19 protein-coding genes are annotated in these 21229 nt (G+C 63.2%); 13 read left to right on the forward strand and 6 right to left on the reverse strand.

The window, feature by feature from the left end; genetic code table 11:
* The first annotated feature begins 169 nt into the window (after positions 1-169).
* Positions 170-589: a VOC family protein gene (locus JQ553_RS03605; RefSeq protein ID WP_212498487.1), complete on the forward strand. Its 420-nt coding sequence runs from the start codon at positions 170-172 to the stop codon at positions 587-589.
* A 30-nt stretch (positions 590-619) separates the two neighbouring features.
* On the opposite strand, the gene JQ553_RS03610 is transcribed toward JQ553_RS03605, so the two are convergent.
* The 3 genes from JQ553_RS03610 to JQ553_RS03620 form a co-directional block, all read right to left on the reverse strand.
* Positions 620-1714 (reverse strand): HD-GYP domain-containing protein, encoded by a 1095-nt coding sequence (locus JQ553_RS03610; RefSeq protein ID WP_212498488.1) that lies wholly within the window; start codon positions 1712-1714, stop codon positions 620-622.
* A gap of 186 nt (positions 1715-1900) precedes the next feature.
* On the reverse strand, positions 1901-4183 hold the full coding sequence (locus JQ553_RS03615) for a molybdopterin cofactor-binding domain-containing protein (RefSeq protein ID WP_212498489.1): 2283 nt from the start codon (positions 4181-4183) through the stop codon (positions 1901-1903).
* On the reverse strand, positions 4180-4671 hold the full coding sequence (locus tag JQ553_RS03620; protein ID WP_212498490.1) for a (2Fe-2S)-binding protein: 492 nt from the start codon (positions 4669-4671) through the stop codon (positions 4180-4182). The genes JQ553_RS03615 and JQ553_RS03620 overlap by 4 nt, the downstream gene beginning before the upstream one ends.
* Positions 4672-4969: 298 nt before the next feature.
* Here JQ553_RS03620 and JQ553_RS03625 point away from each other — a divergent pair, with 298 nt between their 5' ends.
* Together JQ553_RS03625 and JQ553_RS03630 are read left to right on the forward strand one after the other, a co-directional pair.
* A complete protein-coding gene (locus JQ553_RS03625) occupies positions 4970-5341 on the forward strand; it encodes a hypothetical protein (protein ID WP_212498491.1) in 372 nt (123 codons plus the stop codon).
* A 55-nt stretch (positions 5342-5396) separates the two neighbouring features.
* Entirely contained in the window at positions 5397-6071 is a 675-nt protein-coding gene (locus tag JQ553_RS03630) for a dienelactone hydrolase family protein (protein ID WP_212498492.1), read from the forward strand.
* Between the two features lie 86 nt (positions 6072-6157).
* Here the strand turns inward: JQ553_RS03630 and JQ553_RS03635 are convergent, their stop codons facing one another.
* The 3 genes from JQ553_RS03635 to JQ553_RS03645 all read right to left on the reverse strand — a co-directional run bounded on the left by JQ553_RS03635 (position 6158) and on the right by JQ553_RS03645 (position 8120).
* Positions 6158-6862, reverse strand: a complete 705-nt coding sequence (locus JQ553_RS03635; RefSeq protein WP_249143907.1) for a polysaccharide biosynthesis/export family protein — start codon at positions 6860-6862, stop codon at positions 6158-6160.
* 166 nt (positions 6863-7028) lie between these two features.
* Positions 7029-7688, reverse strand: coding sequence for a peptide-methionine (S)-S-oxide reductase MsrA (gene msrA, locus JQ553_RS03640; protein WP_212498494.1), 660 nt, complete (start codon positions 7686-7688; stop codon positions 7029-7031).
* 114 nt (positions 7689-7802) lie between these two features.
* On the reverse strand, positions 7803-8120 hold the full coding sequence (locus JQ553_RS03645; protein ID WP_212498495.1) for a hypothetical protein: 318 nt from the start codon (positions 8118-8120) through the stop codon (positions 7803-7805).
* Positions 8121-8474: 354 nt separating this feature from the next.
* Here JQ553_RS03645 and rpsT point away from each other — a divergent pair, with 354 nt between their 5' ends.
* The 10 genes from rpsT to murA all read left to right on the forward strand — a co-directional run bounded on the left by rpsT (position 8475) and on the right by murA (position 21206).
* On the forward strand, positions 8475-8741 hold the full coding sequence (gene rpsT / locus JQ553_RS03650; RefSeq protein WP_212498496.1) for a 30S ribosomal protein S20: 267 nt from the start codon (positions 8475-8477) through the stop codon (positions 8739-8741).
* Between the two features lie 764 nt (positions 8742-9505).
* A complete protein-coding gene (locus JQ553_RS03655) occupies positions 9506-9754 on the forward strand; it encodes a hypothetical protein (RefSeq protein WP_212498497.1) in 249 nt (82 codons plus the stop codon).
* A 170-nt stretch (positions 9755-9924) separates the two neighbouring features.
* A complete protein-coding gene (dnaA, locus tag JQ553_RS03660; protein ID WP_212498498.1) occupies positions 9925-11355 on the forward strand; it encodes a chromosomal replication initiator protein DnaA in 1431 nt (476 codons plus the stop codon).
* A 242-nt stretch (positions 11356-11597) separates the two neighbouring features.
* Positions 11598-12716: a DNA polymerase III subunit beta gene (gene dnaN, locus JQ553_RS03665; RefSeq protein WP_212498499.1), complete on the forward strand. Its 1119-nt coding sequence runs from the start codon at positions 11598-11600 to the stop codon at positions 12714-12716.
* Positions 12717-12796: 80 nt separating this feature from the next.
* Positions 12797-13936 carry a DNA replication/repair protein RecF gene (gene recF, locus JQ553_RS03670; protein ID WP_212498500.1) on the forward strand — a complete coding sequence of 380 codons (1140 nt, stop codon included), beginning with the start codon at positions 12797-12799 and terminating at the stop codon, positions 13934-13936.
* A gap of 232 nt (positions 13937-14168) precedes the next feature.
* Entirely contained in the window at positions 14169-16604 is a 2436-nt protein-coding gene (gene gyrB, locus JQ553_RS03675; protein ID WP_212498501.1) for a DNA topoisomerase (ATP-hydrolyzing) subunit B, read from the forward strand.
* A gap of 465 nt (positions 16605-17069) precedes the next feature.
* Positions 17070-18014 carry an ABC transporter substrate-binding protein gene (locus JQ553_RS03680; RefSeq protein ID WP_212498502.1) on the forward strand — a complete coding sequence of 315 codons (945 nt, stop codon included), beginning with the start codon at positions 17070-17072 and terminating at the stop codon, positions 18012-18014.
* A gap of 182 nt (positions 18015-18196) precedes the next feature.
* Complete coding sequence (locus JQ553_RS03685; RefSeq protein ID WP_212498800.1) at positions 18197-18970, forward strand: ABC transporter permease; 774 nt, start codon at positions 18197-18199, stop codon at positions 18968-18970.
* Positions 18967-19752, forward strand: coding sequence for an ABC transporter ATP-binding protein (locus JQ553_RS03690; protein ID WP_212498503.1), 786 nt, complete (start codon positions 18967-18969; stop codon positions 19750-19752). Before JQ553_RS03685 ends, JQ553_RS03690 begins: the two co-directional genes overlap by 4 nt.
* A 161-nt stretch (positions 19753-19913) precedes the next feature.
* Complete coding sequence (murA, locus tag JQ553_RS03695; RefSeq protein ID WP_212498801.1) at positions 19914-21206, forward strand: UDP-N-acetylglucosamine 1-carboxyvinyltransferase; 1293 nt, start codon at positions 19914-19916, stop codon at positions 21204-21206.
* Positions 21207-21229: the final 23 nt, after the last annotated feature.

The following is a 21229-nucleotide window of genomic DNA, read 5'->3' on the forward strand; positions in this document are numbered from 1 at the left end:
GCCGGGAGCGGCCAGTGCGACAGATGCGCGGGCGGCCGCGACCAAAGACTAAACCGCCTTCGAGCGAAGTGGATCCCGGTTCGCCTGGAGAAGACGCGACAACAAGAATCCGGAGCTTCCGTTCTGATTCAATCAGAACCGATAATGCTCCGAGCCGAAAGGACCGATCATGGCTCTCAGGGTGAATGCGCTCGACCATCTCGTCATCAACGTCACCGACGTCGCGCGCTCCGCCGCCTGGTACGGCAAGATCCTCGGCATGGACGTGAAAGTGTTCGACCCGGGCGCGGGAAAGGCGCCGCGGACCTCCCTGGTGTTCGGCAACCAGAAGATCAATGTGCGGCCGCGGAATGCCGACAAGGTCGATTGGTTCACCGCTGACCATGAGACGGCCGGCAGCGACGATCTCTGCTTTCTGACCTCAAGCACGCCCGACGAAGTGGTCGCGCACCTCAACGCCAATGGTGTCGTGATCGAGGAAGGCCCGGTGGCCAAGCAGGGCGCGCGCGGCATGCTGCGCTCGGTGTATTGCCGCGATCCCGACGGCAGCCTGATCGAGATTTCATCCTATGAGGATGGCGCCGCCTGATACCTCACGGCGAGCGCAGGCGCACAAGCCTCAATAATGCCCGAAGGCCACCGGGCGAAACGCCTGCAGCAATTGCCGGTCGAACTTGCTGCCCATCTCCTCCATCATGGAGAACGCCTTGGCGTGAGTGAATTGCAGCCGGTAGGCGCGCTTTTCCACCAGCGCGGAATAGACGTCGACGATCGTCGTGAGGCGGACGATGTCGCTGATCTCGCTGCCACTGAGGCCGTTCGGATAACCGCTGCCGTCAAGAAATTCGTGGTGATGCAGAATCACGTCGAGCATTTCCGCGGGGAAGCCGCCCTGCGCGGATAGCGCATCGTAGCCGCGGCGGGGATGCTCGCGCATATCGGCCATTTCCTCGATCGTCAGCTCGCCGGGCTTGTCGAGCAGCGCCACCGGAACGAAAGCCTTGCCGACATCGTGCAGCAACGCCGCGCGGGCAAGACGGCGCTGATCGTCCTCACGCATGCCGAGATGCTGCGCGAACGCGACCGCAAAGCCTGTCACGAACAGGCAGTGGCGATAGGTCTCCTGATGATGGCAGCCAACGGTGGTCAGCCACTCACGCAGCGAATTGTGCTTGATGGCCTTGAGGATCCTGGTTTCGGCGGCGACGATATCCTCGAGCTTCAGCGGTTCTCCCGCCGGCAGCCGATCGAAGATCTTGACCATCACCGCGTGCGCAGCCTCGACGCCGCGATTGAGCGCCTTGCCGCGATCGGTCTCGTCATAGGCACTGTTGTCGGGGAATGCAGCGCGGATGCGTTGCAGGATGCCGCGCGCATCGAACGGCCGCGAGATCGTGTCCGTCGCGCCGAGCGCCCAGGCTTGCATCGAAGCGTGGTGCAGTGCGTCCGCCAGCACGAAGAGCCGCGGCATCTCACGATAGGCTTCGGTCTGCAGCTTGGCTCGGACCATCATCACGCTCTCGGGAGAACGCAGGTTGATGTCGACCACGATACCGGAGAGGTCGGCGGCCGGCCGCTCGGGAATCTCGGACGTCTGGATAGTGTCGACCTCTCCCACCGCCCTCAGTATATTGGCAAGTTCGCTGCTGTGATCGCTTCGGTCTGACGCCAGCAGCAGCCTGCGCTTCAATGTCTTGTTGGCTAAAGCACTCATGAAATCCCCGTCGCGGTAACGAACGACGTGAACGCTACCCGACGATGAGTTCCCTCCGGCTTAATGGGAATGCTGAACGACGATCTAGCGGAACGGTTACAATTTTAAGCATCACGGGATCAGGCAGCAAAAAATCCGCCGGAGAGCTCCCCGGCGGATCCTTGTGCTTGCGTGGCGAAGAGTATCTTACGCCTTCATCGCCGCCTTCACCGCCTCGGCGTTGATCGGCAGGCTGCGCAGACGCGCACCGCAGGCCCTGAAGATGGCGTTGCCGATCGCCGGCGCCACCACCGTCACCGCCGGCTCGCCCACGCCGGTCGCCTTCTCGCCATTGGCAATGACGTTGACCGCGACTTCCGGCATCTGGCTCATCCGCAGCGGCGTGTAGGTGTCGAAGTTGGTCTGCTCGATTCCGCCATCCTTCAACGTCGCCTTCTCGAACATTGCAAGCGACATGCCCCACAGCGCCGCGCCCTCGACCTGGGCACGGATGTTGTCGGGATGCACCTGCGTGCCGACGTCTGTTGCAACGGTCAGCTTCTTGACCTTGACCTCGCCGCTCGGCGCGACCGCCACATGCGCGACGCAGGCGGTCCAGCTTGCGGTCGCCCGCTCCTGCGACGACACGCAGGCGACGCCCATGCCTTCTCCCTTCGGAAGCTGCTTGGTGCCGTAGCCGGCGAGCCCCATCGCGGCAAGCAAGGTGTTGCGGAGACGTTGCGCGCCGCCGTCATTCTTGCCCTTGCCGTCGAGCAGTTCGATGCGGAATTGCGCCGGATCCTTGCCGGTCGCATGCGCGATCTCGTCGATCATGCTTTCGACCGCCCAGAAGGTCCACCCTGGCGCAACCGAACGTAGTTGACCCGACGGCGTGGCCGTATGCGCCATCTCGTTCTTGATCGCCCGCACATAATGGTTGGGCACGGTGTAGAAGAAATCGGCACCGTTCACCGTGAACGAATCGAGCGGGCCCTTCTTGTCGACCGAGGGCGTCAGGAAATCGGGGATTCCCCAGCGCGCGGTCGGCCAGGCCGAGACCACGTCGTGGCTGAGCGCGACAAGCCTGCCGTCGCCATCCACGCCGGCCTTCACCTTCTGGTAGGTGAGCGGCCGCGAGTAGTCCATGGTCATGTCGTTTTCGCGTGAGTAGATCACCTTGACCGGCTTGCCGACGGCCTTCGCCGCCTGCACCGCAGGCACCATCATGTCTGCGTCGAGACGCCGGCCGAAGCCGCCGCCCAGCCACATCTGGTGCATCACCACGTATTTCGGATCGATCCCTGCCGCACCGGCCGCAATTGCGCCGGAGCGCGTCGCGAACTGGTTGCCGGAATAGATATGCAGGATGTCGCCCTTGAACTCCGCGGTGGCGTTCATCGGCTCCATCGGTGCATGGATGTTGATGTTGGTGGTGTATTCCGCCTCCAACACCTTCGCGGCGGTGCCAAACGCAGCGTTCGGGTCGCCGTCCTTGACGAAGAACTGGCCGGAGTCGTCGAGCCCCTGCAGCCGCTTGGCCTCGGCAAGCAGCGATCCGCTGGACAGTTTGGCGTTCGGACCATTGTCGTAGATGATCTTCAACGCATCGGCCGCCTTGGCGGCGCTGGCATAGGTGTTGGCGACTGCCACCACCCATCCCGTGGTGCTGCCGGTCTTGTCGTCCAGCGTCACCGCCTTGATGAAGCCGGGCACCTTCTTGGCTGCGCTGTCATCGACCGATTTCACCGTGGCGCCGTAGCGCACCGGCGGCGTCACCACGCGGCCGTACACCATACCCGGAAGCATGACGTCGATGCCGTACTTCGCCGTGCCGTTGGTCTTGGAGGGGATGTCGAGCTGCGGCACCGAGACGCCGATCAGCGTGTACTGGTCGGGTGATTTCAGTTTGATTGCCTTGAGGTCGTCCGGCGTGAAGGTCTTGGTCGCCTTGCCGCTCTTTACCACCTCGGCGAAGGTCATCGACTTCTTCGACTTCGGATGGCTGATGGTGGAATCGCGCACCACCAGTTCGCCGACCGGAACGCCCATCGCGGCCGCCGCTGCTTCGGTCAACGCCATGCGGCCGGCCGCGCCGGCGCGGCTCATCGCGTCGAAGTTCATCATCGTCGACCAGCTGCCGCCGGTGATCTGCGCACCCAGTACAGGGTCGTTGAACTTCGGGTCGTTGGAGGCAAGTTGGACGCGCATGTCGCTCCACTTGGCACCGAGTTCTTCCGCCACGATCTGCGCCATGGTCGAGGCGATATGCTGGCCCATATCCGCCTTGCCGCAGGTGACGGTGACGAGGCCATCGGGCGCGATCGAATACCAGACGCTCGGCTCGAAACTGGACGGTGCCGCAAGCGCCTGATCGAGGCCGGGAACGGCGGCATAGCCGAGCACGAGGCCGGTTGCGGCCGAGCCGACCAGGAACGAACGCCGGCTTAGGTCGGCCGGTGCGCCGTGAGGGATTTTCACGTGGCTGTTCATGTGGCCCTCCGTTCGCTTCCGGTGGTCGATGCGGTGCGCATTTCTGACGCGGCGCGCATGATCGCCTTCTGGATCCGCGAATAGGTCATGCAGCGGCAGAGATTGCCGTCCATATGCGCAACCACTTCGTCCTTGGTGGGGTTGGCGTTCTTGGACAACAGCGCTGCGGCCTGCATGATCTGGCCAGATTGGCAATAGCCGCATTGCGGCACCTGCTCGGCGATCCAGGCCTTCTGCAGCGGATGATCGCCCTTAGCGCTCAGCCCTTCGATGGTGGTGATCTTCTTGCCAACGGCGTCGGCGACCGAGGTCTGGCAGGATCGCACGGCTTCGCCGTTGACGTGGACGGTGCAAGCGCCGCAAAGGCCCGCGCCGCATCCGAACTTGGTGCCGGTCATCTGCAGTTGTTCGCGGATGACCCAGAGCAGCGGCGTGTCGTTCGCCGCCTCGACGGACATATTCCGTCCGTTGATATTGAGATTAGGCATCTCTCTCCCCTTCCGGTGTATGAAGCCGCTTACGGCGGCAATTCACTGTCGGGTCGTGGCTGGCGCCCACCGGGTAAGCGACAGTTGCCAAAACAATGATCCGGTTCCCGTTTAGAGGCAATGCAATTTGGAAACGCTCGAAGGAAATAAAATTCCGCCGTTCTGTTGTGCGTTGCGGAAAGGCGTGTAACGATATGGCGATTGGTGCGCCGTCCACGCGCATTTCCCTCCCGGTAGCGCATTTCCCAGCCGAGGCCGGATCGCGCCAGGATCAAACAGGGCTGTTCGGCAAGGTGAGATGCCTAGACTCAATCGAAAGGGCCGCATCTTGACCAGGCCCGTCCTCGCCTTGCTGCTGATCGCGGGTGCGACCACGACCGCCGCGGCACAGAAGCGCCAGCCGTTCATCACGGCCCCAAATTCCTTCACCGCGACACTGTCGAACACCGCGCCGCTGGCGTTTGGCATGGGCGTTGACGAGGCTCAGCACGCACTCGGCACGCCTTTGACCTATGTCAGTGGTCGGCCCGGCAACGAGATATTCCTGACTTTCCGCGATCTCGGCGGGAGCGGGCTATTCCCGCACCACGACCGGCTCTATCTGTTGTTCCGCAAGGGGCGGCTTGCCGGCTGGAAGGCCGACTGGGGCGAGAACTGGATGTGGCAGTAGCCCCACCGCTGCATCCGACGATTTCGTGCAACCACCAACAAGAATGGGATGACCCATGGGACAAGACATCAAACTCAAGGCTTCGGACGGATTTCAGTTCGGCGGCTATCGCGCCGACCCTGCCGGTGCGCCCAAAGGCGCGATCGTCGTGATCCAGGAGATCTTCGGCGTCAATCACCACATCCGCTCGGTCTGCGACCGCCTTGCGAAGGAGGGCTATGTCGCCGTCGCGCCGTCGATCTTCGACCGCATCGAACCCAATTTTCAGAGCGGCTATTCGCCTGACGAGGTCGCCAATGCGAGGAAGTTCGTCGCCAACCCGGATTGGGCCGCGATGCTGCGCGACACGGAGGCCGCGATCGAGTCGGTGAAGTCGGTGGGACCGGTCGGCATCATCGGCTTTTGCCTCGGCGGCAGCCTCACCTATGCCGCCGCCACCAAGCTGAAGGGACTCTCGGCCGCGGTCAGCTATTACGGTGGCGCCATCGTGCGGTTTGCCGAGGACAAGCCGACCGTGCCGACGCAATTGCATTTCGGCGAGAAGGACGCTGGCATTCCCTTGAGCGATGTCGAGACGATCAAGTCGAAGCGGCCGGAGGTCGAAGTGTTCATCTATCCCGGCGCCCAGCATGGCTTCCACTGCGACGAGCGCGCAAGCTACGACAAGGTGAGTTCCGACGTTGCCTGGCCGCGCACCCTGGATTTCTTTGCCAAGCACTTGAAGACGTGATGCCGCGAGCGGCATTCCAGGGCGAAAAACGAGCAGATCTCAGTATACCATCACCATTCAGGAATGACGAAGGGCGTTGTCCTTCGTCAGAACCAGCGCTCGTTGACGAACACCGTGTCGCCTGGGCTGATCGAGGTACCCAGCGGAACGACGGCGCGGGCCGGACCGGAGGCCTCGGTATGCGTGACGGTGACAGCATCGCGCTTTGCGCGCGGCGAGAAACCGCCGGCGATCGCGATCGCGCTCTCCACCGTCATGTTCGGCACGTAGGGATACTGGCCCGGAGCCGCGACTTCGCCGAGGATGAAGAATGGACGATAGGTCTCGATCTCGACCGCGACAGAGGGCTCGCGGATGTAACCGTTGCGGAGCTTCGCGGATATCTCGCCGGCGAGCCCGGCCGGCGTGCGGCCGCGCGCCGGCACCCCGCCGATCAGCGGCATCGTAATCGACCCTGCGGCGTCGATCGCATAGGTGTTGGTGAGGCCTTCCTGCCCGTAGACCACGATGCGCAGCTTGTCGCCGGCATCGAGATGATAGGCGCTATCGTAACGGACAGGCTCGACGGGCGCGGCATACACCGCAGGGGCCGGCGCAGCATAGCCGCGCGGTGCGGCGGCAAAGGCAGAGCGCAGAGCGCTGATCGCACCACCGCCGCCAGAACTTGCGACCGCAGCCGGGGCTGCCGCGTAGGTCTCGCCGTAGGCGAGAGAATCGAGATCGCCTTGCGGCTTGGCGGCCGCGACCGGGCCGGTCGTGCGCATGCAGCCCGACAAAGCGAGCGCAGTCATGATGGCAATAGTCGGCAATCGTAACGCGCGCGGAATCCGCACCGGGGCCATCCCTCAAAGCGAGACAGCTCCAGTCTTGCACCGGTTATGGTTAACAATTGGTTCTTGACGGAGATTGCGAGGGAAGCCGGCGCCCGGCTTCCCTTCTGTCGGAGACTTCGAGAGCTCAAGCTGCGGTGACACCAACTCCGATCGGGCAGGACACGCCGGTGCCGCCGAGTCCGCAATAGCCTGCCGGATTCTTCGCAAGATATTGCTGGTGGTAGTCCTCAGCGAAGTAGAACTCGCCCGCCGGCGCGATCTCGGTGCTGATGGCGCCAAGTCTCTTGGCGGCAAGCGCCTTCTGATACATCGCCTTTGACGCGTCGACGGCTCTGCGCTGCGCGTCGCTGAACGTGTAGATCGCGGAGCGATACTGCGTGCCGACATCATTGCCCTGACGCATGCCCTGCGTCGGGTCGTGGTTTTCCCAGAATGTCTTCAGGAGCTTCTCGTAGGAGACCTTCTTCGGGTCGAACACGACCAGCACCACTTCGGTGTGGCCGGTGCGCCCCGAGCAGACCTCCTCATAGGTCGGGTTCGGCGTGTGGCCGCCGGCATAGCCGACCGCGGTGGTGTGGATGCCGGCGCCGAGCTCCCAGAACTTGCGCTCCGCGCCCCAGAAACAGCCGAGCCCGAACACGGCCTGCTCGAGACCATCGGGATAAGGCGGCTTCAGCTTGCTGCCGTTGACGAAATGGGTTGTAGCGGTCGGAATCGGCGAGGCGCGGCCCGGCAGCGCCTCGGCGGCGCTTGGCAACGCGGTAGTCTTGCGCATGAACAACATGGATTGTCTCCAGGCGGAACATCGGCCGACGCGGCTACGGCCTGCGGGGCCATCAACACTATATAAGTGTTGGCGCAAGTGATGGCAGCCCCGTCGGAGGGGGCCGGGCGCCCCTCAGTCGCGCGTATAGCCGATCAGCGGCTTGCGCGGCCTGAACAGGATCATCAGCAGGATTCCGGCGATGCCGAGTACGGCGAACACAGGCTGCTCCAGAATCACCCTGACGACGCTGTTCCAGAGCCCGGGCGCGACGTCCTCGAGCCAGTTGCGAAAAGCGAGTTCGCTTGACTGATGGATGTCGTACCAGAACTGGCCGAACTGGGTTAACCGCAGACGCTGGTCGGCGACGTAGCGGGCGCCATCATAGACCATGAAGACGAATCCGCCGGCAAGCAGCAGAAGGCCGATCAGACGGAAAAACCCGCGGATCATGCTTCACCCCGAATCCCTGTCGCGCCCCGCACGCCGGCAGGCCTTACCGGGCGTCCCCCGGAAATTCAACCGTTTCAGAGCCTTATCTGGCCATTGCGGGCCCGATTTCCAGCTCTTTTTGGCCCGGAAAGCGTTGACGCTGCCGGCCGCGCCATCTATAAGACCGGCCAATGGCGGCGGGCGCAATCCTGCCGCCGCTGTTCTTTGGACAGCGCCGCATGTGGGGGCAACTTCGCTCCCTGGCACAGCCTCCTCAAGAACACCCTTGGACAATACACCCGAATCGAGATTTGAACCGGCCGGCGCGCTCGAGCCCGACCACTGAGCGATCACCGCCGAAGGACAATTGAGACCATGGCCAATACCACCTCCGCCAAGAAGGCGACCCGCAAGATTGCCCGCCGCACAATCATCAATAAGTCCCGCCGCACGCAGATGCGCGGTGCGGTTCGCACTGTCGAGGAGGCGATCAAGCGCGGTGACCGCGAGGCGGCGTTGAAGGCGATGACGCGCGCGGAGCCCGAGTTGATGAAGGCGGCCCAGAGCAACATCATTCACAAGAACAATGCGAGCCGGAAGGTGTCGCGTCTGTCGCACCAGATCGCGAAGCTCGCCAAGTAAACTGACTAAAGAACACAATCGTTACGAAGCCCGGCTCACGCCGGGCTTTTTGTTTTTGTGGCGCATGGTTTGGTCCCACTCGACGTCGCATGCGACATAAAGGACCCTCATATCCCGTAGTTTTACCGGATGCACCCGAGCTGGCACAAAGCGTGCGCATGCGAAATGGCGCCCGCGAACGCAACGCAGATGGAATTTCGATCGAGGCCGCCTCGAATCTGCGACGGGAGTTACCCTGCAAAAGCAATCGTGAAAAATCACGCGTCGCGAGTTACTTAAGCGCATAGCGTTGGCGAGTGATTGGAAAACCGACCGCCGCAAGAGCAAACGTAAATTATTTATGAAATTTTTTTGGTATTGCGCCGTGGTTTGTGACGCGCAGGAATCTGTACGCGGATTCAAAAACTTGCTTTCGCGATGCCGCATTTGCAACATCGCAACAGTTGCGAAGAGTCTCCGTCGCCATCGAATCCACGGATTGTCAGAAAATTCGCTTAGTGTATTTGTTTTGTTGTCCGCGACGTCCGTGGCTCTCCAGATCAGCGCGGTTTGAGACCCAGGGGCGGACGTGCAAATCGGCGGCGGTATGCGCGTTAGCGACGCTCTCCAAGCGAAGCTAGATCGATAACTCATAGCGATGTGAGGACGGCTGACCTGTGTCTAAAATTCTCCGGCGTGATGCCCGGCTTACCGGGTGTCTCGAACAAGAGAGACCAGGAGCAGTCGTAGGTCTGGCAGCAGGGAACGCGAAGCGAGCGGACAAGTTGAAGAGGGCACGCGGCGGCGCAGCGCCGGGCATTTCGGTGTTCGGTGGCGGCAAGACTGGCTTTGAAGACAAGAGCGAGCTGGAAAGCTCGTCGCGATACGTCGCGGCGAGAGGGGGAGGAAGTATGACTTACGGAACCATCACTGCAGTCGTCATCACGACATTGGGAATGCAGATTTCAAACGATACCGTATTCATTGCCTTAGATTTCAGTTCTTACCTGCAGAGACTGTCGAGTACGCGCTGACCTCGCGGGGCGCATCTTCTCCAAACGACTGATCTGTCCAACGGCGCATCGTCGCCGAACAGGAGATCTATGTCTGGAGCAGGCAGCACCCGCTTGAGGTCGCGCCGTCGCGAGAAACCCGCACGGCGATGTCACAACAAGAATAACTCTGTTTGGAAAGTGCGAAGGCAATGACGAATGCGGAACAGGATCGCTGGTCGCGAGTGAAGGGGCGGTTGCGGACAAGCGTTGGCGAGGACATCTACACGAGCTGGTTTGCTCGGATGGACCTCGAAGGTGTGCAGGACGAGAGCGTGCACCTGTCGGTTCCGACCCGATTTCTGAAGAGCTGGATCCAGGCGCATTATGCCGATCGCGTGCTCACCTGCTGGCAGGCCGAGATGCCCGAAGTGCATCGGATCGACCTCACCGTGCGCTCGGCGATCCGAGCGGCGGTGCCGGTCAGGGAGGCGGTTGCTCCGGTTGAGGCGCGCCGCATCGAGCGCGCCGATGGCCGCTCGGCACCGGAGCTACGTTCGGTTGCGACAGCGCCGGTGTCAGCAAACCATGACGCGCTCGGCGGCTCGCCGCTCGATCCGCGGCTGACCTTTGCGAGCTTCGTCGTCGGCCGCTCCAACACGCTGGCGCATGCAGCCGCGCGCCAGGTCGCGGAGGGTCGGCGCGGTGATCCCGTGATGTTCAATCCGCTATACATTCACGCCGGCGTAGGCCTGGGCAAAACCCATCTGCTGCAGGCCGTGACCTGGGCCGGCAATTCCGGCAGCGAGCGCAAGGTGCTCTATCTCACTGCGGAAAAGTTCATGTATGGCTTCGTCGCCGCGCTCAAGACGCAGACGGCGCTGGCGTTCAAGGACGCGCTGCGCGGCATCGACGTTCTCGTGATCGACGACCTGCAATTCCTGCAGGGCAAGTCGACCCAGGCCGAGTTCTGCCACACGCTGAACGCCCTGATCGACGCCGGCCGCCAGGTCGTGATCGCGGCCGACCGTCCGCCGTCCGACCTGGAAAGCCTCGACGACCGCGTGCGCTCGCGGCTTGCCGGCGGGCTCGTGGTCGAGATGGGCTCGCTCGGCGAGGAGTTGCGGCTTGGCATCCTCAAATCGCGCGTCGCGGCGGCGCGTGTACATCACGCGAGCTTCGACGTGCCGGAGGAAGTGTTGGACTATCTGGCGCGCACCATCACCCATAATGGCCGCGACCTCGAAGGCGCGATCAACCGCCTGCTCGCACACTCCAAGCTCAACAACCAGCCGGTGACGCTGGAGATGGCCGAGCGCGAAGTGCGCGACCTGATCCGCCCGCAGGAGCCGAAGCGGATCAAGATCGAGGATATCCAGCGAGTGGTCGCGCGGCAGTACAATGTCAGCCGTTCCGACCTGTTGTCGTCCCGCCGCACCGCCAATGTTGTGCGTCCGCGGCAGGTTGCGATGTATCTCGCGAAGACGCTGACCTTGCGTTCGCTGCCGGAGATCGGCCGGCGCTTCGGCGGGCGCGACCACACGACGGTGCTGCACGCCGTGCGCAAGATTGAGGCACTGGTCGCCAAGGATACGGCGCTGTCCGAGGAGGTTGAATCGCTGAAGCGCCAGTTGCAGGAATAAGACAGCCTGCGCCTCGTGCCCTCCCGCCATTTGACGAGCGGGAGGGCAAACGGCTTCCGGCCCAAAACGTGGGGAACACCCCCCGTTTCCCTTGCACCGGCCCGCCATCCGCGCCACCTTGCGGTCCCCCCGTGGGTTTGATCAAATCCGACATTGATCCGGCTTTACGGGTTTCCAACGCCGCGGCGCTGCCATGAACGGCCGTCCGGCCTTTCCATCTGAGGGATCTGGCGGGTATTGCAATGAAGGTCACCGTCGAGCGCGCGCAACTTCTGAAATCGCTGGGCCACGTGCATCGCGTGGTCGAGCGACGCAACACCATCCCGATCCTTGGCAACGTGCTGATCCGCGCCGAGAGCGCCAAATTGTCGCTGAAAGCGACCGACCTCGATCTCGAGGTCACGGAGACGCTGGCCGCGGAAACTGGAACCGCCGGCTCGACCACGGTGCCGGCGCACATGTTCTACGACATCGTGCGCAAACTGCCTGACGGCTCACAGATCATGCTGGAAGCCGATGGCGACCGCTCGGTCCTGACGGTGCGCGCCGGCCGCTCGCGCTTCACGTTGCAGACATTGCCCGAGAGCGATTTCCCGGATCTGGCCGCCGGCGACATGACGCATGCGTTCTCGCTTCCCGCCGCCGATATCAAGCGGTTGATCGATCGCACGCAGTTTGCAATCTCGACCGAGGAGACGCGCTACTACCTCAACGGCATCTACCTGCACGCGATCGACAGCAACAAGACCGCGACGCTGCGCGGTGTCGCGACCGATGGCCATCGCCTGGCCCAGATCGACCTGCCGCTGCCCAAGGGCGCCACGGGCATGCCTGGGGTTATCGTGCCGCGCAAGACGGTCGGCGAGGTGCAGCGGCTGATCGAGGATACCGAGGCCGAGATCGCGATCGAACTCTCGCACGGCAAGATCCGCTTTACCCTCGGCAATGTGGTGCTGACTTCCAAGCTGATCGACGGCACCTTCCCGGATTACGGCCGCGTCATTCCGCAGAACAACGACAAAGAGCTCCTAGTCGACAAAAAGGACTTTGAGGCCGCCGTCGACCGCGTCTCGACCATCTCCAGCGAACGCGGCCGCGCGGTGAAGCTCGCGCTGTCGTCGGGCAAGCTGGTGCTCTCGGTCACCAATCCGGACTCTGGCAGCGCTACAGAAGAGATCGAGGTCGAATACGCCTCCGACGCGCTCGATATCGGCTTCAACTCGCGTTATCTGCTCGACATTGCAGCCCAGATCGAGGGCGAGGTCGCAATCCTCAAGCTCGCCGACCCTGGCTCGCCGACGCTGGTCCAGGATCGCGACAACAGGAACGCGCTCTACGTGCTGATGCCGATGCGGGTGTGAGTCTTCGTCATGGCCAGGCTCGACCCGGCCATGACGCGGGCAGTGGATTGCCGGTCGAGTCCGGCAATGACAGAGTGAGCATGACCCCGTCCCGTATTCGTCGCTTATCGCTGACGCATTTCCGCAACTACCAGACGGCGACGCTGTCTGCACAGAGCGATATGGTGGTGCTGGTCGGACCGAACGGCGCCGGCAAGACCAATTGCCTGGAGGCGATCTCATTCCTGTCGCCGGGTCGTGGCCTGCGCCGCGCGAGGCTGGAGGACATCGCGGACAACCAGGGGGACGGTTCCTGGGCGGTCTCAGCCGAGGTCGAAGGCGCTCTCGGGCTGGCAACGCTCGGCACCGGCATCGATGCGCCGCTGGGCGACGCCAGCGGAACCAGCCGTCGCTGCCGCATTGACCGCGAGACGGTGAATTCGGCGACCGCGTTTGGCGATCATCTGCGCATGGTATGGCTGACGCCGGCGATGGACGGGCTGTTCCTCGGCGCGGCGGCGGAGCGGCGGCGTTTCTTCGATCGCCTGGTGCTGGCGATCGATTCCGAGCATTCCGGCCGGGTCTCGGCGCTCGAGCGCTCGTTGCGCTCGCGCAACCGCCTGCTCGAAGTGCGCAACTACGACGACCACTGGTGCGACGCGATCGAGCGCGAAACCGCAGAGCTTGCCGTCGCGGTCGCCGCATCGCGCGGCCAGACCGCCGCGAAGCTCGCCGCAATGCTGCGCGAGCGGGGCGCGGCGTCCGCCTTTCCCTCCGCCGAGATCATGCTGGACGGCTGGATGGAAAATGCGTTGCTGCAGGAGCCCGCAACGGCGGTGGAAGACCGCTATCGTGAGATTCTGCGCACGAGCCGCCCGCGCGACGCGGCGGCCGGACGCACGCTCGACGGGCCGCATCTCACCGACCTGCAGGTAGTCTATGCGCCAAAGAACATGCCGGCGCGGGAGGCTTCGACTGGAGAGCAGAAGGCGTTGCTCATCGGGCTCGTGCTCGCGCACGCGACGATGGTCGCAGAGATGACCGGCATCGTGCCGCTGCTCCTGCTTGACGAGGTCGTGGCTCATCTCGACCCCGGCCGCCGCAGGGCGCTGTTCGACGAGCTCGCCAAGCTCGGCGCTCAGGTCTGGATGACCGGCGCCGATCCCGCGGCGTTTGTCGATATCGGCCCGAATGGGGAGGTCTTCGACATCGAAGCCGGCCGCGCCACCCGTCGCGCTTGACGCAACCCAAATCGCCGTCCGCAAAGCGTAGAAACGCGCCTTCGAATCGAGCTTTTGAGAGTCGCCGGAACCGGCCTTTGACGGCCTTGAAAGAGGACCAGAAAACCCCATTTATTCAATAGCTTGTTGAGAGAGACTTTGCGCTAGGCGCGACACCTCTTTCATGGCACAAACAGCGCGATCAGCGCCTCTTATTGCGCCGCTGATTCGGGACATTCCTCGAAGGCCTCACATGACAGAACCTGCCCGGCGGACCCCTGCCGACCCTCAACATTCAATTCCGGTCGAATATGGCGCGGAATCGATCCGGGTGCTCAAGGGGCTCGATGCCGTGCGCAAGCGGCCCGGCATGTATATCGGCGACACTGACGACGGTTCCGGCCTGCATCACATGGTCTACGAAGTCGTTGACAACGCGATCGACGAGGCTCTGGCGGGGTATGCGACGCGCGTTGAAGTCGTCCTCAATGCCGACAATTCGGTCACCGTGCGCGACGACGGCCGCGGCATTCCGGTCGACATCCACAAGGGCGAAGGCGTCTCGGCGGCGGAGGTCATCATGACCCAGCTCCATGCCGGCGGCAAATTCGACCAGAATTCCTACAAGGTGTCCGGCGGACTGCACGGCGTCGGCGTCTCCGTGGTCAATGCGCTCTCCAGCAAGCTCGAGTTGCGCATATGGCGCGATGACAAGGAGCACTACATCGAATTCGCCCACGGCGATTCGGTTGCGCCGCTGAGGGTCGTCGGCGAAGCCCCGGGCAGGCGCGGCACCGAGGTGACCTTTCACGCCGCCGTCGAGACCTTCAAGAACATCGAGTATGATTTCGCGACACTGGAGCATCGCCTGCGCGAGCTTGCCTTCCTCAATTCCGGCGTCAACATCGTGCTCTCCGACGTGCGTCACGCGGTCGAGAAGCGCGAGGAGATGCACTATTCGGGCGGCGTCGAGGAATTCGTCAAATATCTCGATCGCAACAAAAAGGCGATCGTGCCGGCTCCGATCATGGTGCGCGCGGAAGCCAACGGAATCGGCGTCGAGGCTGCGCTCTGGTGGAACGACAGCTACCATGAGAACGTGCTGTGCTTCACCAACAACATCCCGCAGCGCGACGGCGGCACCCATCTGGCCGGCTTCCGCGGCGCGCTGACGCGCCAGGTCAACGGTTATGCCGAAGCCAATGCGAAGAAGGAAAAGATCGCGCTGACTGGCGACGATTGCCGCGAAGGCCTTACCGCGGTGCTGTCGGTGAAAGTGCCGGATCCGAAATTCTCGTCGCAGACCAAGGACAAGTTGGTGTCCTCGGAAGTGCGCCCGGTGGTCGAGAACGTCATCAACGAGGCCCTGCAGGCCTGGTTCGAGGAACATCCGTCCGAGGCCAAGGTGATCGTCGGCAAGGTGATCCAGGCGGCGGCGGCCCGTGAGGCTGCGCGCAAGGCGCGCGAGCTGACCCGCAAGAGCCCGCTCAGCGTCTCCTCGCTGCCCGGCAAGCTGGCCGACTGCCAGGAAAAGGACCCGGCGAAGTCCGAACTGTTCATCGTCGAGGGCGATTCGGCCGGCGGAAGCGCCAAGCAGGGCCGTAACCGCGAATTCCAGGCGGTGCTGCCGCTGCGCGGCAAGATCCTCAATGTCGAGCGCGTCCGTCCCGACAAGATGCTGTCGAGCGAGCAGATCGGCACGCTGATCACGGCGCTCGGCACCGGTATCAGCGACGATTTTTCGATCGAAAAGCTGCGCTATCACAAGATCATCGTGATGACCGACGCCGACGTCGACGGGGCCCATATCCGCACGCTGCTGCTCACGTTCTTCTATCGACAGATGCGAGAGATCATCGATGGCGGTTATCTCTATATCGCCCAGCCGCCGCTCTATAAGGTCTCGCGCGGCAAGTCCGAGCAGTATCTGAAAGACGAGCGCGCGCTGGAGGATTACCTGATCGAGGCCGGGATCGACGATTGCGTGTTCAAGCTCGGAACCGGCGAGGACCGCACGGGCCGCGACCTGCGCTCTCTGGTCGATGACGCGCGTGTCATCCGCGCGTTGTTGAGCAACCTGCACAGCCGCTACAATCGCAAGGTCGTCGAGCAGGCGGCTATCGCGGGCTTGTTTGGCAAGGACATCTATTCCGATCCGGCCACCGCCAACGCGGCTGCCGAGTATATGGCGCGACGGCTCGACAACCAGGCGGAGGAAGTCGAACGCGGCTGGACCGGGCTCTTCGTCGTAGGCCAGGGTTTTGTGTTCGAGCGCACGGTGCGCGGGGTCAAGGAAGCCGCCATCATCGACGATGCTTTCCTAGGCTCGGCTGATGCGCGCAAGCTGCATGAATACCGGGAGAAGCTTCAGGGCGTCTATGCACGGCCCGGCAAGCTCCGCCGCAAGGAATCCGAACAAGCCATCTACGGTCCGATCGATCTGTTCGATGCTGTCACCAATTCCGCGCGCAAGGGCGTCACGCTGCAGCGCTACAAAGGCCTTGGCGAGATGAACCCCGAGCAGCTCTGGGAAACCACGCTGGACATCGAGGCGCGCTCGCTGCTGCAGGTGAAGGTCAAGGAGGTCGACGAGGCCGACGATATCTTCACCAAATTGATGGGCGACGTGGTAGAACCACGCCGCGACTTCATCCAGGAACATTCGCTCAGCGCCACAATCGACATCTAAAGGCAGGCTGATCGCGATCGCCTGCCGGCGAAACGCAGACAACGCCTTTCGCCGTGCAGAACAGGCTGGTTGACCTCTCGTCGGCGCCGGCAGGCTGCCACCGCAGACGTTGCGCAACAGCATCCGGCTCATGGCTGCTTCATCATGTCTCATGGACAGGCGCTGAGTACACGATCAGCGCCATTGTCGCGGACGATCGCACGGCGGAGGTGCTCGACATTGCGGTCGGCGTCCTGTCTCGTGATTGGCGGGCAGGCGGCCGCGCCCAAACCTCGCGCGCGATTGTCGCGGCGCGGCCGTTTTATCCAGGTGACTCCTGGCGCCTTGTCGCCCTATTCAAGGAAGGCTGAAAGGAGGATGCCGGCACGATTCATGCAGCGGGCCGGACAACGGTGCACGCAGCCTGAACCGACATGAACAGATTAACGGGACGTCAATTCATCGATCGGCAAGAGGACGACAATCATGCGTAGTTCGAAACTATTTGCGACAATCATTGCTCTCGCGGTGTCCAGCCCCGTGCTCGCCGACGACGTCAAGGTCGGCATCGGCATCTCCGGCTGGACCGGATTCGCTCCGCTCACACTCGCAAAGGAGGCCGGCATCTTCAAGAAGAACGGCCTCGACGTGACGCTGAAAAAGATTCCCCAGAAGGACCGGCATCTCGCCATCGCCTCGGGTGACGTCCAGTGCGCGGCGACGACGGTCGAGACCTGGATCTCCTGGAACGCCAATGGCGTTGCGACCAAGCAGATCTTCCAGCTCGACAAGAGTTATGGCGCCGACGGCATGGCCGTGCGCAACAGCATTGCGGCGATCAAGGATCTAAAGGGCAAGACGGTCGCGGCCTCCGCACCGGGCACCTCGCCGTATTTCGCGCTGGCCTGGATGCTCAAGAAGAACGGCCTTTCGATGAAGGATGTCACCGTCGTGAACCTGGAGCCGGCTGCTGCCGCGCAGGCCTTCGTCTCCGGCCAGAACGATGCCGCGATGACCTATGAGCCGTATCTCTCGACCGTGCGCGCCGCGCCCGACAACGGCAAGATCATCGCGACCACGCTCGACTACCCGATGGTCATGGACACGTTCGGCTGCACGCCTAAGTTCCTGTCCGACCATCCGCAGGCGGCCCAAGCGCTGGCCAACAGCTATTTCGAAGCCCTCGACATGATCGCCAAGGATCAGGCCAAGGCCTACGAAATCATGGGCGCTGACGTGAAGCAGTCCGGCGAGCAGTTCGGCAACTCGGCCAAATACCTGCGCTGGCAGGACAAGGCTGCGAACCAGAAGTTCTTCTCGGGTGACTTCCTCACTTTCAACAAGGAGGCCGCGGACCTGTTGCTCGAGATCGGCATTATCAAGTCCGCGCCGAAGGTCGAGGACCTCTTCGACGCGAGCTTCATCAAGTAAAGCCACTGTACGTAATGGACCCGCCCCGCAACGTCGCGCGGCGGGTCTCCAGACCACGCTATGATGCGATGTGTCGAATCGCGTGATTTCATCTCTTTGCTTGAGCGTGATCCTGCTCGGAGAACCGCTACACTCCCGGATCGTGCTCTGGACGATCAACGACTGCCTGGACACCTGATGTGATGCGTCCCCTGGATCCCGTGACATCGAAGCAGCGCGCGGCCTACGGCATTGCGTTCTTCATGCTGTTCGTCGCCCTCTGGTCCTGGGTGACGTTCGGCGGCCATGTATCGCAGACGTTCCTCGCCAATCCGCTGACCATGGTGCGCGAGGGCTTCGAGCTCCTGACCCGGCACGGATTTCTATTCGACATCGGCATGACGATCTGGCGCGTCCTCGGCGGCTTCGCGCTGGCCGCGATCATCGCGGTGCCGCTCGGTGTGATGATGGGTGCCTACAAGCCTGTCGAAGCCTTTCTCGAACCTTTCGTCTCGTTCGCGCGCTACCTGCCCGCCTCGGCCTTCATCCCGCTCCTGATCTTGTGGGCCGGCATCGGCGAGTTGCAAAAGCTGCTCGTCATCTTCATCGGCTCGGTCTTTCAGGTCATCCTCATGGTGGCGGTGGCCGTCGGCGCGACGCGCCGCGACTTGGTCGAGGCGGCCTATACGCTCGGCGCCAGCGACCGCGGCATCATCCGCCGCGTGCTGCTACCCTCCTCCGCGCCCGAGATCGCGGAGATTCTCCGGCTGGTGCTGGGCTGGGCCTGGACCTATGTCATCGTCGCCGAGCTGATCGGTTCGTCCTCCGGCATCGGCCACATGATCACCGACAGCCAGGCCCTGCTCAACACCGGCCAGATCATTTTCGGCATCATCGTCATCGGATTGATCGGCCTCGTCTCCGACTTCCTGTTCAAGGCGTTCAACGCCTGGCTGTTTCCGTGGAAGCTCGCATGACGACGCTCAGGATCGAACAGGTCTCGCGAATTTTCCCTGCACGCCACGGCAACCCGCCAACCAGGGCGCTCGAGCCGACGGATCTCACGATCGGAACCAACGATTTCGTCACCATCCTCGGTCCCTCCGGCTGTGGCAAGTCCACCCTGCTCCGCATCGTCGCCGGCCTCGATCGTCCCACCGGCGGGCGCGTCGTGCTGGACGAGCGCGAGGTGACCGGCCCTGGTGCAGATCGCGGCATGGTGTTCCAGTCCTACACGCTGTTTCCCTGGCTCACCGTGCGCGAGAACATTGCCTTCGGCCTGCGCGAGCGCGGCGTTCCGCCGGCCGAGCGCCACAGGATCGCAGATGCGTTCATCCGCCAGGTCGGTTTGTCCGGCTTCGAGAATCATTGGCCGAAGCAGTTGTCCGGCGGCATGCAGCAGCGCACGGCAATCGCTCGCGCCCTTGCCAATGATCCCAAGATCCTGTTGCTCGACGAGCCGTTCGGCGCGCTGGACAACCAGACCCGCGCGCTTATGCAGGAAATGCTGCTGGGGATCTGGGAGCGTGACCAGAAGACCGTACTGTTCGTGACCCACGACATCGAAGAGGCGATCTTCCTCGGCAGCCGCGTCATTGTCATGAGCGCACGTCCCGGACGCATCAAGGCCGAAATCGCGGTGAACCTGCCGCATCCACGCGCCTACAAGATCAAGACCACGCCCGAATTCGTCCGTCTGAAGGAACGGCTGGTCGAGGAGATCCGCACCGAGGCGTTGAAGGTTACCGAAAACGCCTGACAATCGTTCGGGCGCCAACGTGCGTCTGGAAATCGCCGCTGGAGTTGGCGATATGCGTTATCCGGGTCAGGGAATTGTGTTAGTCTACCCAAATCAAGCCTTGATTCCATTCAGGAAACTCTGCCACTGAACCAGAGCAGTTTGTGAGAGGACGTTTCCGCGTGCCGCCGATCCAGTACATTGTCGAAGGCGGCCGCCGCCTCTCGGGCACAATCGAGCCGTCCGGCAACAAAAACGCTGCGCTGCCAATCATCGCCGCGGCGCTGCTGACCGAACATCCGGTCACCTTGCAGAACGTGCCGCGGATCCGCGACACCGAAACGCTGGTCGAGCTGTGCCGCTCTGTCGGCGCGTCCGCCGAATGGTCCGAGCGCAATACGCTCGTCATCCATGCCAAGGACATCCGCGCCGCCGATCTCGATCCCGAACTGTGCGCGCGCATCCGCGCCTCGATCCTGCTCGCCGGTCCGCTGCTGGCGCGCTGCGGCGAGGTGGCGCTGCCGCCGCCCGGCGGCGACGTGATCGGCCGCCGCCGGCTCGACACGCATTTCCTCGCCTTCGAGCAGCTCGGCGCGACCGTCACCGCAACGCATCGGCTAGAATTCCGCGCCTCGCGACTGAAGGGCGCCGACGTCTTCCTCGACGAGCCCAGCGTCACCGCGACCGAAAATGCGCTGGTTGCCGCCGTCGCCGCCCGCGGCACCACCTACCTGCGCAACGCGGCGTCCGAGCCGCATGTCCAGGATCTGGCGCATTTCCTTGTCGCGCTCGGCGCCAAGATCGAAGGCATTGGCACCAATACCATCATCGTCCATGGGCAGGCGACGCTCGGCGGCGCGACGTTCGCAATCGGGCCGGATCATATCGAGGTAGGCTCGATGATCGGGCTCGCCGCCGTCACGCGCTCGCCGCTGCGCATCGCGCGCGCCGGCGTCGAGCATCTGCGCTCGATCCGGATGGGCTTCGAGCGGCTCGGCATCGTCTGCGGCATCGAGGGCGACGATCTCATCGTGCCGTCAGGGCAGACCATGAAGATCCACGACGATTTCGGCGGTCACGTCCCGAAGCTCGAGGACCAGCCCTGGCCGGCCTTCCCGGCCGACCTGATGTCGATTGCGATCGTCACCGCAACGCAATGCGATGGCGTCATCCTGATGCACGAGAAGATGTTCGAATCGCGGATGTTCTTCGTCGACAAGCTGATCGCGATGGGCGGACGCATCGTGCTGTGCGACCCGCATCGCGCGATTGTCACCGGTCCGAGCCGGTTGCGCGGCGCGCCGATGACCTCGCCCGACATCCGCGCCGGCATGGCGATGCTGCTCGCCGCCGTCTGCGCCGAAGGCACCTCCACCATCAACAACGCCGACCAGATCGAGCGCGGCTACGAACGGCTCGAAGAGCGGCTGAACGCGCTCGGCGCCAAGATCACCCGCCTGCCTGCGCGGCCGTGACCGGCCGCGGCAGCTTGGCCATC

Source organism: Bradyrhizobium lablabi (assembly GCF_018131005.1).
Classification (GTDB): domain Bacteria; phylum Pseudomonadota; class Alphaproteobacteria; order Rhizobiales; family Xanthobacteraceae; genus Bradyrhizobium; species Bradyrhizobium lablabi_D.

Coding starts and splice junctions, on each gene's coding strand:
- JQ553_RS03685 (WP_212498800.1), top strand. CDS start 18,197: ATGCGTCCCCTGGATCCCGTGACATCGAAGCAGCGCGCGGCCTACGGC.
- JQ553_RS03605 (WP_212498487.1), top strand. CDS start 170: ATGGCTCTCAGGGTGAATGCGCTCGACCATCTCGTCATCAACGTCACC.
- recF (WP_212498500.1), top strand. CDS start 12,797: ATGACCCCGTCCCGTATTCGTCGCTTATCGCTGACGCATTTCCGCAAC.
- JQ553_RS03645 (WP_212498495.1), bottom strand. CDS start 8,120: ATGATCCGCGGGTTTTTCCGTCTGATCGGCCTTCTGCTGCTTGCCGGC.
- JQ553_RS03610 (WP_212498488.1), bottom strand. CDS start 1,714: ATGAGTGCTTTAGCCAACAAGACATTGAAGCGCAGGCTGCTGCTGGCG.
- JQ553_RS03620 (WP_212498490.1), bottom strand. CDS start 4,671: ATGCCTAATCTCAATATCAACGGACGGAATATGTCCGTCGAGGCGGCG.
- dnaN (WP_212498499.1), top strand. CDS start 11,598: ATGAAGGTCACCGTCGAGCGCGCGCAACTTCTGAAATCGCTGGGCCAC.
- JQ553_RS03680 (WP_212498502.1), top strand. CDS start 17,070: ATGCGTAGTTCGAAACTATTTGCGACAATCATTGCTCTCGCGGTGTCC.
- JQ553_RS03635 (WP_249143907.1), bottom strand. CDS start 6,862: ATGACTGCGCTCGCTTTGTCGGGCTGCATGCGCACGACCGGCCCGGTC.
- msrA (WP_212498494.1), bottom strand. CDS start 7,688: ATGTTGTTCATGCGCAAGACTACCGCGTTGCCAAGCGCCGCCGAGGCG.
- JQ553_RS03630 (WP_212498492.1), top strand. CDS start 5,397: ATGGGACAAGACATCAAACTCAAGGCTTCGGACGGATTTCAGTTCGGC.
- JQ553_RS03615 (WP_212498489.1), bottom strand. CDS start 4,183: ATGAACAGCCACGTGAAAATCCCTCACGGCGCACCGGCCGACCTAAGC.
- gyrB (WP_212498501.1), top strand. CDS start 14,169: ATGACAGAACCTGCCCGGCGGACCCCTGCCGACCCTCAACATTCAATT.
- JQ553_RS03690 (WP_212498503.1), top strand. CDS start 18,967: ATGACGACGCTCAGGATCGAACAGGTCTCGCGAATTTTCCCTGCACGC.
- dnaA (WP_212498498.1), top strand. CDS start 9,925: ATGACGAATGCGGAACAGGATCGCTGGTCGCGAGTGAAGGGGCGGTTG.
- JQ553_RS03625 (WP_212498491.1), top strand. CDS start 4,970: ATGCCTAGACTCAATCGAAAGGGCCGCATCTTGACCAGGCCCGTCCTC.
- rpsT (WP_212498496.1), top strand. CDS start 8,475: ATGGCCAATACCACCTCCGCCAAGAAGGCGACCCGCAAGATTGCCCGC.